This is a genomic window from Shivajiella indica (genome assembly GCF_042683085.1).
Classification (GTDB): Bacteria; Bacteroidota; Bacteroidia; order Cytophagales; family Cyclobacteriaceae; genus Shivajiella; species Shivajiella indica.
The window spans coordinates 247,622-262,722 of sequence record NZ_JBHUIV010000034.1 but is presented as its reverse complement, the minus strand read 5'-3'; the positions used below and the strand labels follow the sequence as shown (position 1 = coordinate 262,722).

Below are 15,101 nucleotides of genomic sequence, written 5' to 3'. Positions count from 1 at the left end.
ACCAATCACACGAATTATAAGAGCAGTCCGATTATATATGCTTTATATTAAATCTATCGTAATTGATAGAGATTATAACCTATGAAAGACTTCGTCTTAAAATCCATTCTTGAAGGAATCAATAGGCGACAGCCTTAATTTGCCTAAATTAAAACTTCTCCATTTTCCAGTCCACCTATTGCTAAAGTTGGGGCACTTAGTGGAAATCTGTGTAATTCGTGGACCAATGAACAAAATAATTCTTCGGGGAAAAAGTACCCTCAATTCATTTCGTAGAATCACTTCTTGCCCAAACCCATCAACTGCTTGATGCCAGAATACATAAAAGGGAAAAGGGGAACACTGTTCCTGATTTTAAATTCTTCCCAAAAACCACTTTCATTGGCAAGAAAAGCCAAAATCCTCTCAGGATCTACCCTTTTGAAAAGACTGGAGAAAATTTCCTCCCCAGTCATGGACTTTGTTAATAATACATCCAATAAAGTCCTATCATACCATTCAAACATTCGTTCACGAAATGAAGGTACCACTATTGGGGGTTCATTGCGGATGAGTTGATCAACAATCTTCCCAACATGCTTCTGTACAAACTGGAAAGTGTAACCGGTGCTGGGTTTAGTATAGCCTCCTGCTGTTCCTATGTTGATGATTCGTTTATCTTTTCCAAGGTGCGAAGGGAATTTCGCCAATGACATGGGAATCACTCCAAACTCTGAATGGATAATTTCATAGTTTGAAATACCCAATTTGTCCTTGATGTAACTCTTAAGAGCTTCCTTATATTCCTCTTCTTTCAATACCCTCTCAGTAAATAAGGTATATTCCACCAAGGCCACATTTTCGGAGGTCGGCAAAACATACATAAAGGTGGTCCCATGGGTCTGGGCTAAAGTAAAGTCCATCAAGGTGCCTACTTTTGGATTAAAAATGGGTTGCTCTGTACGGATATACCAACCTAAAAAATGCTGCAATAAGGTATTTTCTTCACCCATTTTTGGGAAAAAAAGGGAAGTTGAGTTGAATATAAAATCCGCTAAATAGCTTCCCTTATCTGTTTTTACCTTAGCTTCTTCCCCCTCTTCCAAAATTTCAATAATTTTTTCTTGGACAAATTTGACATTTGGAAACCCCTTTACAAAATCCAGCACATGATCATAAAAATCTCCCGATTGGATCATTTTGTAACGATAATCTTTCATCTCAAATTCCTTTGCTACCTGTGGGGAAAAAAACTGCAGGGCATTCCATTGATGGCAGACTATAGATTCAAAAGGTCCCGGCTCCTTTTCCCAATAACACCATGTCCTGTCATTCTTGGATTTTTTCATACTGTCTATGACAAGTATATTTTTCTTACTTAAAGATTCAAGCTTCAGTAAGCGGTATAATAAACTCAATCCTGATAAACCAGAACCTGCGATGATATAGTCGTAATTTAATGCCATTGCGTATTTTCCTGTCAGGAATTGCCAGACAGACAATTAATAATACCATAAAAATGGTATACTGTTTTCCTTTTCAAAAATAAAGCCTAATTAATTTCATCCTTCCTTATTCATCTTTATCAAAAATCTGCATAAACCTAAACTTCTTCACACTATCTATCCTAAATAATAGCATGGGAAGCGTGACACCCAATGAAAGGACCAGAATTATAAATAATGTCATCAGCCCATTATGTATGGTTCTTGTCAGTACGTCAATTTCAGTATTGTTGATAAAATTGATTATTCCCAACATGGAACGATAAGCATAAGAGCCGGGAATGAGAGGAATAACCGCAGGAATGCTAATGACAACAGGAGGTACATGTCTCCAGTGGGAAACAGGGATGCTCACAAAACCTGTTGCTGTGGCCCCAGCAGCCGATGCCAAAATAATACCTCCTCCCATAGCCGGGAATAAGATGATGAATTTTGTTAAACCAGCTAAAACCCCACAAAGAAAAATAGCAATAAAGGACCTTTTTGGGGCATTGAATAGGACAGCAAATCCAGAGGCTGCTATTCCGCACCAAAACGCTTTGAATAATATTTCCAACCAATCCAACATTATACCACTTTAAAAAAATAGATTACAGTAGCCAATCCTGCAGCAATAGAAAATGCATGCATGAGTGCATTAAAACCTCTATCAATCCCATTGATGATATAGCCATCCAAAAGATCTAGAAAGGAATTGATTAACAAAACTCCTGGAATAAGAAAAAGAATGCAAGTCGCAAAGGCATGTTCCAAAGTCGTACCAACCCCAATTTTCCAAAACATTCCGATGACCAATGCAGCAGAAATAGCACTTACATAAGTCACAAGAAAGGGATTAAAACTCTTTTTTACCATTTCCTGCTTAATCCATAAACCAAATAGAGTAGCTAAAAATGTTATCCCCATTTCAATCGAGTTACCACCAAAGATATAGCAGAATGCAGACCCTGCAATTCCTGTCAAAAGCAAAATCAAAGATCTTTTGTAATGTGGGAAATCTATAGCATTTCGGGTCAGCGTGTCCAATTCATCTAAATTGATTTTTGAATCTGCAACATCCCAACTCAGTTTACTGATAGCTGTAATTACTTTGAAATTTGCCCCTGGCAAAGTGGCAATACTTTTGGAACCTGAAAAAATATTTTCCTTTCCTTCCATATGAAGGGAAATCGAGATGTGACGGGTACCCAAATCCACATTCGCTTCGTATCCATAGGCATTGGCAATCCTTGAAATATTTGAAATGATTCGGGCACAACCTGCTCCTGATTTTATCAACGCCACTCCTAGCAGCAGCAATAAATTCCCCAATTGGGAAGATTCTCCAAAAAGATTTATACCCATGCTTTTCCCTTGAATTCAACGATCAAAAATACAGGATATGTTTGACATTTTATTTGCCCACAGCCATTGATTCAGTTGGAATTTAAAAAGCCAGGAAATCAGACTGTGAAATTCAATCATAAAATTATTCAGAGCTTAAAGAATACAGATCCTATTTATTAAAAATTTCAAGATATGTAATTTCTAACTGCTTGGAATTTTAAAAAATTACCCCGAATTCTATTTTCGTTTTTCTCAAACAGGATTCAATCATTTCCATCGCCTTGTCAATGCTTTCTTTTTTGGTCCTAAAAGATAATATAACTATACGGATCACAAACTTATCATTCAACAAGGTTGAACTTAGGAAAGCTGTTCCATCCTCATGAATGTAGTTTAGTAAACGGCGGTTGAACGCATTCTGATCTCCCGGAAAAGGATACCAAAAATAACTGACGGATAAGTCAGGTTCTGGCCCGACCTGAAATCCAGATGCCTTAAGTAATTCTCTAAAATAGTCTGTCAACAATAATTTCTCTTCCAAGTTAGCAATAAATGGGGCTATCCCGTGTAACTGCAAAGGTAACCAGATCCGTAGCGCACGGAAATGTTTGGTAAGTTCCGGAGATACATTGGCAGGGTCTTTTATTAAATCTTCAGTAAAAGCATCCTGCATATAGTTTGCCAAATATAGATTTGATTGTAGAACAGCATTGGCATCTTTGACCAAAACAGCACCTAAACCATAGGGAATAAAAAGGCTTTTATGGGGATCGATGACCAGTGAGTCAGCCTTTTCAATTCCTCTAAATAGCTCCTTTTTGGAAGTCAAAATAAAGAAACCTCCATAAGCCCCATCTATATGAAACCAAAGTCCATTCTTTTGAGTGATTGCTGCAATTTCATCCAATGGATCTACTGCCCCTACATCGGTAGTACCCGCTGAACCAATCACTAAAAAAGGAAATAGTCCCTCTGATTGATCAGATTGAATTTGCCTTTCCAGATCTTCGGTATCCATTTTAAAATGATCATCCAATTTGACATATCGCATAATGACGTCTTCCAAACCAATAATCTTAAGGGATTTTTGGATGCAATGGTGGGTATGAGGGCTCAGGTATATAACACTATTCCGTATTTTTTCATTCTTGATCCCAAATTTGTCCCTTGCAGCAGTCAAAGCAATCAGATTGGAGATCGATCCACCGGAAGCTAAATTTCCTACCGCTGTTTCCGGAAAGGAAAACAGTTTTTTGAGCCATTGAAGAACTTCATTTTCCATGGCCACAGCCCCGGGAGAAGCATAACCTATCCCTGCATATTCATTGGTAATAGCTGCCAGATAATCTCCCAAAGATGCTGTATATATGCCTCCACCCGGAATATATCCCAAATGCTTACCTGATGAAGCCCGAATCCCTGTTTCTGAAACCTCTTCTCTGAAAATCTCCAGAATGGCATTTATTGTTTTAGGTTGCCCGGTGATCTGGAAGGCATTACTTTTCAGTTGCTTGGAATTGAAAGCCTTGGCATCTGGAAGCTCTTCCAGGTATTGATCGACAAATGCATTTACTTGCTCCCACAACTGCTTCCTTTGTTTTTGGTTGATTTCCAAATGATTGGAAATTTCTTCCTGCTTTTTGATTTTATTGATCAAGGAATCCATTATTTTTCTACTTTGACCACTCTATACGAAATTTCTGTCACCTCACATTTTTTGGAGTGACTGTTCAAGGCTTGTATATTCCAAGAGGCAGGCTGAATAAAATGAAACTTTCCAAGTCCACTGTAAAATACACTTGGGCCAAATTCCACTTGGAAACTTCTTTTTCTTGATCAAATAAAAACTACTTAATTTACCTGATGGAACAAAACCAAGCCGATCAGAATCCCTGCCTCTTTTATGAAAAACAATCCCTTTATTGATTTGAATAGGCTTAAAATACAAACTTATTTTATTCAAAACGTCTTTATCAACATTGAAGTAAGTCATGTGGTATTTTTCAAGTTCTGTCATTGTTCTCAGGTCTTTCAAATGTTTTCCCAAACCTTCTTAAAGGAATCTAAATTTTGCGGTGTTAAATCTTCATTTGCCAAAAATATCTTTCCCAACATCGTTTCTGGATTAAAAAACAAAAATGCAGAAACCCCCGGATCAGAGCCTGTATGGCCTATTGCCCCGCTTTTTGTATAAACTATAAAAATTCCGCTATTCGGTTCCTGAGGATTTATTCCTTTGACCTGAAGACCATCTGAATAATTTTTAGCAAAGAATATCTTCCAGGAATTTTCACTTAGAATATCACATTTGCCTTGATAACCTTCCATAAGTGCCTTCAGCAACTTGGTTAAATCAACGATGTTTGATTTTAAACTACCTTCAGGATAGGTTGCAAGAGAATAAAAATCCAAAAGCCTGTCTTTTTCATCATAAAGCTGGGAATAGATATCCATCTGAAGTTCCTTATAATGCCAATGGGTATATTCCATCCCAAGCGGTTGAAACAGATATTTTTCAGTGAATTGATCAAAAGGTATCTTTGAGGCCTTTTCAATTATCAGTGCGGCCAGTGCCGCTCCAATATTTGAATAATTATACGCTTCCCCAACTTGGTACTTACCAAAATTTTTATTAGAATATCTACTCCCTTCTTTTGTGAGGTAAGATTTAAGAAACTCCTCTAAACTATAGGGTGACTTCAAACCTTTAGAGTAAGATTGAACATAAAATTTATCATTGTCTTTGATCCCCGAAGTATGGGTTGCCAAATGCCTTAATGTAATCGGTGGATTATTTTTTACATTAGGGTTGTATATTTTAAAGTCTAAATAATCATTTATGTCAGTGCTAAGTTTGACAAAGCCAAGCTCTTCGGCTTTCATCAATGCCAATCCAATTATGACCTTGCTAACCGAGCCTATCGGTTGAACCGTCAGGCTATCATATCTAGTATCTTTATCTCTGAAACCATAAGTTTTGTATTCAATCAGATTACTTTTGATAAGAGCTGTGGCATATCCAGTGAATTCCTCATCCTGGGCAAATCCAATAATTGAGCAATAAATTAGAGAAATAAGAAAGCACATTATTTTTTTCATTTCCTATTTTAGTAAACTTGGAAAATGGAATCACAAATTGATAGCTTAAAATAATAACCATTAGTAGCCTAACACATACTTCCTCCAGTTGTGCTGTTCTTTGAATCCAAGGACCTCTCTGATTTTTCGGTTGGAAAATAACGCCTCATGTTCTTCTAGCTCCCGGGAAAGTGGTACTCCAGGGAAAAACCTGTCCACCAATTCATTACTGGGAATAATTGCCCCATTGTGATCATTTCCGGCATTGAACACCTGATAACCCAAGCCATCTTTTTTCAGGCATAAATCCACAATCTGTCCTAAATCCCGGGCATCTATATAGCAGAAGGCATTCCTGCGACGTACTTCGGGATGTTTGAAATAATGGGGAAAAAGTAGTTCGTATTCATGTGGTTCAATGACGTTTCCAATTCGAAGGGCATAGATATCAAAACCTGAGCGGCGTTGGAAACTACGGGCCGTTTTTTCATTTATTACTTTGGATAAGCCGTAACTGTCCATAGGATCTACATCATAATCCTCCTCCAAGGGCAAAGATTTCGGATCGGTTTTGCCATCTGAAAAACAGATACCATAAGTGGTCTCCGAAGAAGCAATGATGATTTTTTTAATTCCTAACTTGACAGCTGCTTCAATTACATTGTAAGTCCCTATAGTATTGACCCGGAAGGTTTCATTATCGGGATTGATCAGAATCCTAGGTACTGCCGCAAAATGAACCACCGCATCAAACTTTGGTACTCCGGTACCCGGTTCCATTTCATCAAACCCTGCATAAGAACTCATTGCATTGAACATCTGTCCCGAATCTGTAATATCTGCAATCAAGTTATCCACGCCAGGAACATCCAATGGTTTCAAATCTACATTCATCACCCGGTGTCCCTGATCCATTAAATAGGGGATGACATGCTTTCCGGCTTTTCCTGAGCCCCCAGTAAAGAGAATCCGCATTTTGGTCTTGTTTAACGTAATTTCTAGTTTTTTATTTATTACAATTCTAATTCCCTACATTTCTAATCTCTAATATAACAAAGTATCTTTTTCCCTTCTTTGTACAAAGCTATTCTTTTGAAGAACTTTAAAAAATGCAATAGTGGATTCATCTACTCATTTTCGGAATGTTCGGTTTTTTGTAAACTATTTTACCCCATTTAATCCAGTTCCAGATACTTTTCTCCATTAATTTTTCTATTTACAAGATCGATTTAGACCTTTGTATGGTCCCCCAGGTGATCTAAAAAAACACTTTGCAGAAAAGGAACCCGTTGTAAAAAGTAATATTAAAAACTAAGCTATAATACCATGATAAGAGTAGTTACCATAATTGTAACTTATAACGGTTCCCCCTGGATAAAAAAGTGCCTGGAGCATTTGATACAAAGTGCTGAAATTTCAGACATCATGATCGTGGATAACAATTCCATTGACAATACCATTGAAATCATTGAGTCATTTAACGAAAAAATAGAACTGATTAGAATAACTTCAAACTTAGGTTTTGGAGGAGCCAACAACATTGGTATTCAACGTGCATTAGAGACAGGGTATTCCCATATTTTTCTGTTGAACCAGGATGCTTATGTCCAAAAGGATTGTATCTCAAAACTACTTTCCACAGCATTAAAATATCCGCAATATGGCATCATTAGCCCTATACAATTAAATCCTACAGGAACAGGTATGGATGAGGTATTTAACAATCAAATCGGAAAATATTATTCTCCTGATCCAGACAAGCTACTTAAGGCATTACAAAAAAAATATATCGCAGATGTGATTGAAGTAAAGTTTGTAGGAGCAGCAGCCTGGATGCTTAGCTCTGAACTGATTAAAAAGGTAGGCTTGTTTCACCCGGTTTTTTTCCATTACGGTGAAGACAATAACTTTGCTGCACGGGCACAATATTTTGGATATAAAATAGGGATTCAAGTGAGGGCCGCGATGATTCATGACCGCAAAACACGGGATAAATTCAAATTTTTTCTCACCAAACTGAGGACTTTTCCGCTGCATCAATTATTGGATATCAGGAAGCCTTTACCGATTGCCTGGATGATAGGTTACCATCAATTGAGGCATACTTGGAGAAAAGTTCAAAAAGCTTCAGGCAATAAAAATGAAAACCTGTTTCTGGAAATTAGGAAATGGTTTTTCGCTGACTTAAAAAAGGCTAAAGCCATCAGAAAAGACCTGAAAAAGGGATTCTAGTCGGTTCTCTTCTGAAAATGCTTTCCCATTCCAGGAAGTGACCACAAGAATTTTTTGATTTTTTAATAGTATTATTTACCGGTGAATCATATATCAGGGCCGTTTGCTACCTCCCCGGTTATTCTCAATGTTAAGCCGATTTATCCTACCAATGACTATTACGGGGAAATGGATTGAAGAAAAAATAAAAACGGACCTAAAAAATTGGCAGCAAATCGTAGCAGATTAGCTGTCACTTATTTGGGTTTTCCCACCAATTATTGGTGGGGCTCAGACCTGGGATAACTTTTTCGCCCATAATGGGCGTCACCAGTTCGATGTCATTTACTACTGCAAGATCAGCTACCATTTTAATCGATTCGTCCCAGGGGTGTAATGCCAAATCAAAGACAGCCCAATGTATGGGAAACAGGAGTTGGACATCTATATCCTGACATAGCTGAATGACCTGATCAGGAAAAAGGTGGGTCAAAGGCCAACCTTTATTCCAGCCATCAATTTCCACTAAAGCCAGGTCAAAAGGACCATATTTTTCTCCAATATCTTTCAGATGCCCGCCGTAACCGGTATCCCCACTTACAAACAGGTTTTTGTCTGCTCCTTTAATGGCAAAAGAGGCCCACAGGGTTTTATTTCTATCATTAAAACTTCTGCTTGTGTAGTGTATGCCCGGAAGAGCAGTGATTTGCAAAGAACCTAAAGTCTTGGCATCATGCCATCCCAACTCTGTAATATTGCTTTTCTGAATACCCCAGCCTTCCAACCTGGCGCCAACACCCAATGGGACAATAAATTCCATATTTTGAGATGCCAGAAATTTGATGGTGGCCGCCTCCAGATGGTCATAATGATCGTGGGTAATGATCACTATATCAATCCCGGGCAGTTCTTCTCTTTTGATTGGAGACACATCGAACCTTCTCAAAATAAAGGGAAGGGGTCCTCCATTTTCAAAAACCGGATCGAAAAGGATACGTTTCCCGTCAAGCTCAAGGATAAAGGAGGAATGGCCTAACCACCATACCGCAAAACCCGAAGGGGTTTCCGAAAAATCGCTTTTAGTAATCAGCTGCTTGGGCAGTGGAAAACCGGGTGCATTAGGTGAGGTTTTAAAAAACCGCATAGGTCCTGGATTCCCCCCTGTGGTTTGTTCTGGAAAATAGGGCAATGGCTCAGGACTTATAAATTCATCTGTCTCCTCAGCATAATAAGGCAAGCCCCCGAATCTTGAATTACGCTCTTCCAAAGCATCCAGACTCCCCATTTGTTTTTGGATATAATATACCAAACTCCCTGCTGCCATCATAAAAATGGCCAAGGTCCATAATGCAATTCTCAATATTTTTTTCACTTCTATTACTTTTTGGTACTTGGGGCAATCGCGGATTCTGAATCATTCATCTATCAATTCCCCTTTTTCAATAATAATGAAAAATGTTGTCAGGCTTTTGACATTCACACAATTTATGGAAAAGTTTTTCTTATCCGATTCTCACTGAGGTCATGGTCAGAGAACCTGCAACCGGCTTATCATTGAACAATTGGACCTGCTCGCTGCCTTCCTTCAAAGCCAAGGAATAGAGCAAGGGCAAATAGTGTTCAGGAGTAGGAATAGCCAAATCAAAGGCTTTTCCTTGTGACCGGAAATTAACCAACTCTTGGTGATTCCCATTAAGAATGTATGATTTCATTTTTTCATTGGCCTCCATAGCCCAGTCAAAACCGAAATTTTCATTCAACCTCCTCCATTCCACCATGCTGAGATTGTGTACCATATTTCCGCTACCTATTACCAAAACCCCTTTTTCGCGTAGGGACTTGATCTCCTTGGCCAATTCATAATGGAACTGGGGAGTCTGACGGTAATCGATGCTCATCTGAATCACAGGAATATCCGCTTGGGGGTACAAATGCTTAATGACAGACCAGGCCCCATGGTCCAGTCCCCATTTGTCATCCAGACCTACTTCTGTTTTGGTGATCAGAGATTTGGTTTCCCTGGCCAGATCGGGACTGCCGGGAGCGGGATACTGAACAGCAAACAATTCCTTGGGAAATCCCCCAAAATCATGAATGGTAGGGGGGTTTTCCATGGCCGTAACAAAGGTGCCTTTGGTTTCCCAATGTGCCGAAACACAAAGAATCGCATTGGGCTTGGGTATATCCTTGGCCACATTTCTGAATCCTGTTACAAATTCATTTTCCTCAATGGCATTCATGGGGCTGCCATGGCCCAAAAACAGCACAGGCATTTTTTTAATCCTGCCCAGAGGTGCTGTCATTTTATTCAATTCTTGTAGTTTCATGGCTGCTAGGGTCAATGGTCCCGCTGCTACAAGAGGAACCAAGGTCTTGATAAATGTTATTCTTGCCATAAAATCTATTGTTTAGAAAAAGTGGGATAAGGCACAAACTCAGTTTCCTCACCTTTTATCTTTTCAAATTTCTGGTCTATCCATTTTTGTTTTGCCGATGCAATCAATGCCTTGTCCGATGCAACGAAATTCCAGTCAATAAACCTTTCTTCCGGAAATGGTTCCCCTCCAAAAATATAAATGGTACTATTGGCCTGAAGGGTAAACTCACAGAGATGACTTTCTTTGGTCACAAGCATCTGCTTTGGGCCATAGACATTACCATCACTCTCCACACCGCCTTCCAAAATATATAAACCCGATTCACCATAAAGGTGCTCACCAAGAGCAACATGCTGTCGGGTTTGACTTTTGATTTCAACCATATACAGCTTACTGTAAACAGGTACTGCAGATTTACGGTTGAAGGCTTCTCCTGCCACCAGTTTAAATTGTATGCCATCCTGTTCCCATGCTGGTATTTCCTCAGCAGTAATGTGGAAAAACTCGGGATCCATTTGCTCCAAGTGCTTGGGCAGTGCCACCCAAATCTGTAAGCCATGCATCAGTTTTTCCGAATTCCTCAGGTGTTCAGGAGTCCTTTCACTATGTACGATGCCTTTTCCGGCAGTCATCCAGTTCACTGCTCCAGGTGTTATTTCCACTTCGTTGCAAAGGGTATCCCGGTGCATGATGCTTCCTTCAAATAAGAAGGTAAGTGTGGACAGTCCGATATGGGGATGTGGCAGGATATCGAAATTAGAGCGCTCATTTAATTTGACAGGACCCATATGGTCAATGTAAATAAAGGGACCTACCATCCGCTTTTGCCGGAAGGGGAGCAGCCTTCCCACCAGAAATTTACCGATGTCGGCTGCTCTTTCTTCTATGATTAAATTAATGTTGGACATGGCTCTTGAAATTTACCTAGCTTTTCTTCTAGAGCTTCCTCAAAGCCCCATTTTTTGTGTTCAATTTTACCAATTTACCTTTTATAGATAGGGCCATTAATTGATTATTGCTTCATATAGCTCTTTTTCAAAATTTTCTCGTCTCATCATTTCAGCAATTTCTTTTGCCTTTGATTTATAGGTAATGTTCTCAATTAAATCTATAATGAGAGGTTTTAGGTTTTGTTCTGTGATTTTATTGATTGCTACTCCTTTTGGCCCTAAACCTGTTTTTACAATTAAATTATTCCAACCAAATTGGTCAAAAATATGTGGTAAAATCATTGAAACACAACCATGCTTTATACTGCTGTGAGTTGTTCCAGAACCACCGTGATGGATTATTCCATAGCACTTTTTTAATAACCAATCGTACGGAATTTGATTTGTGAAATAGAATAAATCGTTTTCGCTTTGATTTTTTGGCTTAACAAGACCTCCCGCAGCAATATTAATGATAGTTGGAACTTTCAGTTGGCTCAGTACATTTAAGATAATTTGTGTGGTCTTTTCAGGATTTGAATTAATCATGCTACCAAATGTCAAAAAGAGAATTTTCTTATGTTTTTCAATAAATTGGATTAAATTTTCCTCGGGATACCAGGCCAATTGTTTATCCCTCTCGTGGTATCCTAAAACCTGAACATTTGAATTCCAATTTTTAGGTTTGGTAAATAATGAAGGTGATATAGTGTAAATCAGCTTTTGAGCAAACAACTTCTCTTTAATTATCTTTTTAGGCACTTTTCTTTCGGAAGATGGCAGTGTTTTTTGTGCATCATTAATGGTTTTGACAAGACCAAAATTTGCAAATTTGTAAGTCAATTTATTGATGAACTCACCATAATAAAAACTAAACCCTGTATGTCCGAAACCTTTTACATAATGGATGAAGTTAGGAATAGGACTTATTAAAACTATTTTTTTTCCTGTTGATAAATGCCATAACAAAGGATAGTTACATTTCCCATTATGTACAATGAAATCAGGCGCTTCCTTTTTCACAAAATTGAATTGTTCCTTTACCAATATTTTATTGACAGCCATCCCTTCTTTGTAAAGTCTTACAATTGCCTTCAATTTATTTAGACCCATAGAACCACCCATTACAATCTTCCCATCTTCTCCCTCTATAAGGTTGAGAAATCTGGAGGAAAAAGCATATTTACTTTCATTTTCTGGTATTAAATGGCAGTATTGCTCTGGGAAAGCATAAAGAGTTTTATGTCCATTTTTGGTAAGGATTTCCCCAATAGCCAAAAAAGGTTCGATATCTCCACGTGTTCCAATGGACATTAAAAGTATCTTCATTTTTTCATGTAGTTATTCAATATTGGCTATGGCCTCTGGCTCCCGTAAGGCAGGAGCATCTCTAAAAATAGTAATTTCAGATGTAATTGCTTTCAGACCTCCGACATATTTCTAGAACCTGTAAGCTTCCCTTTTTTGATCGGAACTGTCGTTAAATACAAAATACTGTCCTATGAAACACTTTACTGACACTTTTGGGTAGGTGATGTAATGTGCATACCCTTTTTTGTTTTGTTCGTATAGAGATTTTTTTTTATTTTGTTCCTATGATAATGACCGTAATGCTATAATATTCCTTTCAAGCTTAGTTCTTTAAACAATGCGCTTTATTTATACAAGGCGTACTTTTCTATTATTCATTCATTTCATCCATAATCTTAAAGCCAAGTCCACTTGTCAACAGGATTTGTTACTGTATGTGGTTGGTTTTAAACAAAAAAATTATGTCAGATATACTAAGTAAAAAGGAAATAGAGCATTTGATCCATAAGGGTTTTGTTCGTCTTGATAATTCATTTTCCAAGGAAATAGCAGACGCTGCTTTAGATATTCTTTGGAATCACCTCCCTTGTGACAGGTCAAATCCTTCAACCTGGATAGAGCCTGTAATTCGTTTGGGAATGTACACCAATGAACCTTTCGTTAATTCTGTAAACACTCCAAAGTTACATAACGCTTTTGATCAATTAATAGGTAAATACAAATGGATTCCTTGTCGGAATGTAGGAACGTTTCCTGTCAGATTCCCATCCGATCAGCAACCGAATGACACTGGTAAACACGTAGATGCAAGCTTTCCTGGAAATGATCCTAACAATTATTTTGAATGGCGTGTCAATGTCAAATCGAAAGGACGAGCATTATTAATGTTGATTTTATATTCTGATGTCAGCGAAAATGATGCTCCAACAGTCATTTATGAGGGTTCTCATATTGATGTTGCAAGATTATTGTCGAAAGAAGGAGATTTAGGGCTTTCTTTTATGGAACTTGCAGGGAAGTTAGAGGAGCTGCCAAAAAGAAAAGAAGTGTTTGCAACTGGTAAAGCAGGTACAGTTTACCTATGTCATCCGCTCTTGGTTCATTCAGCTCAACCTCATAGGGGAAGTACGCCTAAATTTATGGCACAACCAACTTTGTTGTTAAGGGGCGAATTGTCTATTTCAGGTTCTGGTGTCCGCCATTCTCCCCTTGAAATGGCCATTCGTTTAGGATTAGATTAACCATAATGAAGTCACATTGAAGGAGGTTGTTTATAACAACCTCTTTCTTTTTTGGGGTTGTGCCAAACGGCCAAGGCTAAGAGCCGGCGGGCCTGCCTGGCGGACAGACAGGCATTCGAAGCCGTACTCTTCAAACTTACTCCTAACTTCTTAAAGATAGCAAACTTTCTATTTACTCTAAACCGCCCGCTGTCTTCCAAGGTGATGTTAGCGAAAGTTGTTTCTTATCTGGTAACCCAGTTTTCTAACCTAATACCAGAGATTCTTTGAAACTCTTTCAAGTTTTCTGTCACCATTATTAGGTCTTTTTCTATTGCTGTGCAACCAATCAACAGGTCAAAATCACTAATCTGCAAGCCTATAGATTTTAATCGGGCTTTCTCTTTTCCATACAGGTAAATAGCTCCAAAAATCGGAAGGACAACAACTTGATTAGCAAACACTTCAATTAAATCAAGATTCTTTTTAGGGTTTTTACTGTTTTCAGCTCCAAAAACTAATTCTGCCAAAGTAATTTCTGAAATAGCAAAACTCTCAGTACCTAGCTGTTCAAACTTTTCTATCAATCCATATTTCCCTCTTAAAAAATGGATACAAATATTAGTATCTAAAAGGTACTTCATTCGAAACGAGGATTTTCTGTTTTTTCTATTCTGGATTCTCTAATTTCTTTAATGATTTCGTCCGAATCTTTATCATCTTCCCATGCGCCAAAAAGCGTCCTAATTTCTACCTTCTCTTCTTTTATATCAAGAGACTCGGTCAACTTAATGATTAGTTTTTTCTTGGAAAGATTATCCAAACCTTTCAATAGACCAAAATACTTTTCTAATGTCTTGTTGTTTAAAGTGAGGTTTGCCATGATTTTTTTCTTCAATTTACGAAATTAATGGTTTGGTGGTCAAAAGATTTGGATAATTAAATACCCAACTCTCTTTTCTTTTTCTGAATCAAGTTTCCCATGTCACTCAAATCTTTTACAAAACCAGATGCTTTTATAAATTCATTTTCCGTATTAAACCAATAGACTTTTTCATCCCCTTTAACTTTTAATTTATACAAAGGAGGGTAAACAAACTGTATGAGAGAAAGGGATTCCACCTCCACCCAATTTATTTTTCTTTCGTTCTCGCCATTTTTAAT

The 15,101-nt window shown here is 38.0% G+C and carries 15 protein-coding genes; 2 read left to right on the top strand and 13 right to left on the bottom strand.

Annotated features, from left to right (window positions below; genetic code table 11):
- Positions 1–278: 278 nt before the first annotated feature.
- The 7 genes from ACFSKV_RS20070 to ACFSKV_RS20040 form a co-directional block, all read right to left on the bottom strand.
- On the bottom strand, positions 279–1,445 hold the full coding sequence (locus tag ACFSKV_RS20070) for a lycopene cyclase family protein (RefSeq protein ID WP_380806973.1): 1,167 nt from the start codon (positions 1,443–1,445) through the stop codon (positions 279–281).
- A gap of 106 nt (positions 1,446–1,551) precedes the next feature.
- Entirely contained in the window at positions 1,552–2,052 is a 501-nt protein-coding gene (locus ACFSKV_RS20065) for a threonine/serine exporter family protein (protein ID WP_380806970.1), read from the bottom strand.
- Positions 2,052–2,828 carry a threonine/serine exporter family protein gene (locus ACFSKV_RS20060; RefSeq protein ID WP_380806968.1) on the bottom strand — a complete coding sequence of 259 codons (777 nt, stop codon included), beginning with the start codon at positions 2,826–2,828 and terminating at the stop codon, positions 2,052–2,054. Before ACFSKV_RS20060 ends, ACFSKV_RS20065 begins: the two co-directional genes overlap by 1 nt.
- A 199-nt stretch (positions 2,829–3,027) precedes the next feature.
- Complete coding sequence (locus tag ACFSKV_RS20055) at positions 3,028–4,476, bottom strand: pyridoxal phosphate-dependent decarboxylase family protein (protein WP_380806966.1); 1,449 nt, start codon at positions 4,474–4,476, stop codon at positions 3,028–3,030.
- Positions 4,477–4,518: 42 nt separating this feature from the next.
- The gene (locus ACFSKV_RS20050; protein WP_380806964.1) at positions 4,519–4,827 is read right to left on the bottom strand and encodes a hypothetical protein; all 309 of its coding nucleotides are present in this window, start codon (positions 4,825–4,827) and stop codon (positions 4,519–4,521) included.
- Between the two features lie 14 nt (positions 4,828–4,841).
- Positions 4,842–5,909 carry a serine hydrolase domain-containing protein gene (locus ACFSKV_RS20045; protein WP_380806963.1) on the bottom strand — a complete coding sequence of 356 codons (1,068 nt, stop codon included), beginning with the start codon at positions 5,907–5,909 and terminating at the stop codon, positions 4,842–4,844.
- 60 nt (positions 5,910–5,969) lie between these two features.
- Positions 5,970–6,863 carry an NAD-dependent epimerase/dehydratase family protein gene (locus tag ACFSKV_RS20040; RefSeq protein ID WP_380806961.1) on the bottom strand — a complete coding sequence of 298 codons (894 nt, stop codon included), beginning with the start codon at positions 6,861–6,863 and terminating at the stop codon, positions 5,970–5,972.
- Positions 6,864–7,214: 351 nt separating this feature from the next.
- Between ACFSKV_RS20040 and ACFSKV_RS20035 the strand changes: the two genes are divergently transcribed.
- The gene (locus tag ACFSKV_RS20035; protein WP_380806958.1) at positions 7,215–8,120 is read left to right on the top strand and encodes a glycosyltransferase family 2 protein; all 906 of its coding nucleotides are present in this window, start codon (positions 7,215–7,217) and stop codon (positions 8,118–8,120) included.
- A gap of 232 nt (positions 8,121–8,352) precedes the next feature.
- On the opposite strand, the gene ACFSKV_RS20030 is transcribed toward ACFSKV_RS20035, so the two are convergent.
- The 4 genes from ACFSKV_RS20030 to ACFSKV_RS20015 form a co-directional block, all read right to left on the bottom strand.
- Entirely contained in the window at positions 8,353–9,471 is a 1,119-nt protein-coding gene (locus tag ACFSKV_RS20030; RefSeq protein ID WP_380806955.1) for an MBL fold metallo-hydrolase, read from the bottom strand.
- 130 nt (positions 9,472–9,601) lie between these two features.
- Positions 9,602–10,426 carry a 4,5-DOPA-extradiol-dioxygenase gene (gene ygiD / locus ACFSKV_RS20025; RefSeq protein WP_465270334.1) on the bottom strand — a complete coding sequence of 275 codons (825 nt, stop codon included), beginning with the start codon at positions 10,424–10,426 and terminating at the stop codon, positions 9,602–9,604.
- Between the two features lie 74 nt (positions 10,427–10,500).
- Positions 10,501–11,385 carry a pirin family protein gene (locus ACFSKV_RS20020; protein WP_380806949.1) on the bottom strand — a complete coding sequence of 295 codons (885 nt, stop codon included), beginning with the start codon at positions 11,383–11,385 and terminating at the stop codon, positions 10,501–10,503.
- A gap of 96 nt (positions 11,386–11,481) precedes the next feature.
- Positions 11,482–12,720 carry a glycosyltransferase gene (locus ACFSKV_RS20015; RefSeq protein ID WP_380806978.1) on the bottom strand — a complete coding sequence of 413 codons (1,239 nt, stop codon included), beginning with the start codon at positions 12,718–12,720 and terminating at the stop codon, positions 11,482–11,484.
- Positions 12,721–13,178: 458 nt separating this feature from the next.
- On the opposite strand from ACFSKV_RS20015, the gene ACFSKV_RS20010 reads away from it, so the two are divergent.
- On the top strand, positions 13,179–13,958 hold the full coding sequence (locus ACFSKV_RS20010) for a phytanoyl-CoA dioxygenase family protein (protein ID WP_380806946.1): 780 nt from the start codon (positions 13,179–13,181) through the stop codon (positions 13,956–13,958).
- Between the two features lie 224 nt (positions 13,959–14,182).
- Here ACFSKV_RS20010 and ACFSKV_RS20005 read toward each other — a convergent pair whose 3' ends face one another.
- On the bottom strand, positions 14,183–14,581 hold the full coding sequence (locus ACFSKV_RS20005; RefSeq protein WP_380806944.1) for a type II toxin-antitoxin system VapC family toxin: 399 nt from the start codon (positions 14,579–14,581) through the stop codon (positions 14,183–14,185).
- Complete coding sequence (locus ACFSKV_RS20000; RefSeq protein ID WP_380806942.1) at positions 14,578–14,820, bottom strand: hypothetical protein; 243 nt, start codon at positions 14,818–14,820, stop codon at positions 14,578–14,580. Before ACFSKV_RS20000 ends, ACFSKV_RS20005 begins: the two co-directional genes overlap by 4 nt.
- Positions 14,821–15,101: the final 281 nt, after the last annotated feature.

Excerpts from the sequence above, each read along its gene's own strand:
- ACFSKV_RS20070 (WP_380806973.1), bottom strand. The coding sequence starts at position 1,445 with ATGGCATTAAATTACGACTATATCATCGCAGGTTCTGGTTTATCAGGA.
- ACFSKV_RS20065 (WP_380806970.1), bottom strand. The coding sequence starts at position 2,052 with ATGTTGGATTGGTTGGAAATATTATTCAAAGCGTTTTGGTGCGGAATA.
- ACFSKV_RS20060 (WP_380806968.1), bottom strand. The coding sequence starts at position 2,828 with ATGGGTATAAATCTTTTTGGAGAATCTTCCCAATTGGGGAATTTATTG.
- ACFSKV_RS20055 (WP_380806966.1), bottom strand. The coding sequence starts at position 4,476 with ATGGATTCCTTGATCAATAAAATCAAAAAGCAGGAAGAAATTTCCAAT.
- ACFSKV_RS20050 (WP_380806964.1), bottom strand. The coding sequence starts at position 4,827 with ATGACAGAACTTGAAAAATACCACATGACTTACTTCAATGTTGATAAA.
- ACFSKV_RS20045 (WP_380806963.1), bottom strand. The coding sequence starts at position 5,909 with ATGAAAAAAATAATGTGCTTTCTTATTTCTCTAATTTATTGCTCAATT.
- ACFSKV_RS20040 (WP_380806961.1), bottom strand. The coding sequence starts at position 6,863 with ATGCGGATTCTCTTTACTGGGGGCTCAGGAAAAGCCGGAAAGCATGTC.
- ACFSKV_RS20035 (WP_380806958.1), top strand. The coding sequence starts at position 7,215 with ATGATAAGAGTAGTTACCATAATTGTAACTTATAACGGTTCCCCCTGG.
- ygiD (WP_465270334.1), bottom strand. The coding sequence starts at position 10,426 with ATGAAACTACAAGAATTGAATAAAATGACAGCACCTCTGGGCAGGATT.
- ACFSKV_RS20020 (WP_380806949.1), bottom strand. The coding sequence starts at position 11,385 with ATGTCCAACATTAATTTAATCATAGAAGAAAGAGCAGCCGACATCGGT.
- ACFSKV_RS20015 (WP_380806978.1), bottom strand. The coding sequence starts at position 12,720 with ATGTCCATTGGAACACGTGGAGATATCGAACCTTTTTTGGCTATTGGG.
- ACFSKV_RS20010 (WP_380806946.1), top strand. The coding sequence starts at position 13,179 with ATGTCAGATATACTAAGTAAAAAGGAAATAGAGCATTTGATCCATAAG.
- ACFSKV_RS20005 (WP_380806944.1), bottom strand. The coding sequence starts at position 14,581 with ATGAAGTACCTTTTAGATACTAATATTTGTATCCATTTTTTAAGAGGG.
- ACFSKV_RS20000 (WP_380806942.1), bottom strand. The coding sequence starts at position 14,820 with ATGGCAAACCTCACTTTAAACAACAAGACATTAGAAAAGTATTTTGGT.